The organism is Methanococcoides sp. NM1 (assembly GCF_900774285.1).
Lineage (GTDB): Archaea > Halobacteriota > Methanosarcinia > Methanosarcinales > Methanosarcinaceae > Methanococcoides > Methanococcoides vulcani.
This window is the reverse complement of sequence record NZ_CAAGTW010000032.1, coordinates 1-509: the sequence shown is the minus strand read 5'-3', so window position 1 is coordinate 509 and position 509 is coordinate 1. Positions and strand designations below refer to the sequence as shown.

The 509-nt window shown below is 40.5% G+C and carries 1 protein-coding gene; it reads left to right on the top strand.

Annotated elements, in window-relative coordinates; all coding sequences use genetic code 11:
- Positions 1–509 (top strand): GNAT family N-acetyltransferase (locus tag E7X56_RS11975; RefSeq protein ID WP_210409281.1); only part of this gene is annotated, 509 nt, incomplete at both ends.

The following is a 509-nucleotide window of genomic DNA, read 5'->3' as shown; positions in this document are numbered from 1 at the left end:
GGATGGATCGATCCATCCCGTATGGCTGGGTCATTGAAGACGAGAAATCGGAAATTGTTGGTTTTCTGGGGAATATCCCTGTAAAATATCAGATAAAAGGGATAAATGATATCGCTGCAGCCGGTACGTCATTATATGTGCGACCTTCAGTACGGGGAGTTGCTAGCCTTCAGCCGATACTGGCATTTACCAGACAAAAAAATATTAAACTCCTGCTCAACACCACGGCAAATTCGACTGTGACAAAAATATTTTCCAAATTTGGGTTTTCAGACCTCAGTGCCCCTTTTAATGATATGGAATACTGGCATATTCGAGATTATGGGAAAATGTGTGAATTTTATATACAAAAGAACATCACATCCCACAGGCTGCTGCCTGCAATAGAAGCTTCATTGGTCCCCATAAAGTTGATCTCACCTTTTGTTCGATGGTTCAAGGATAAAAGAACATTTAAATTACAACCGGATCATTACAAATGTTCCCTATGCACAGATTGTGATGATTCG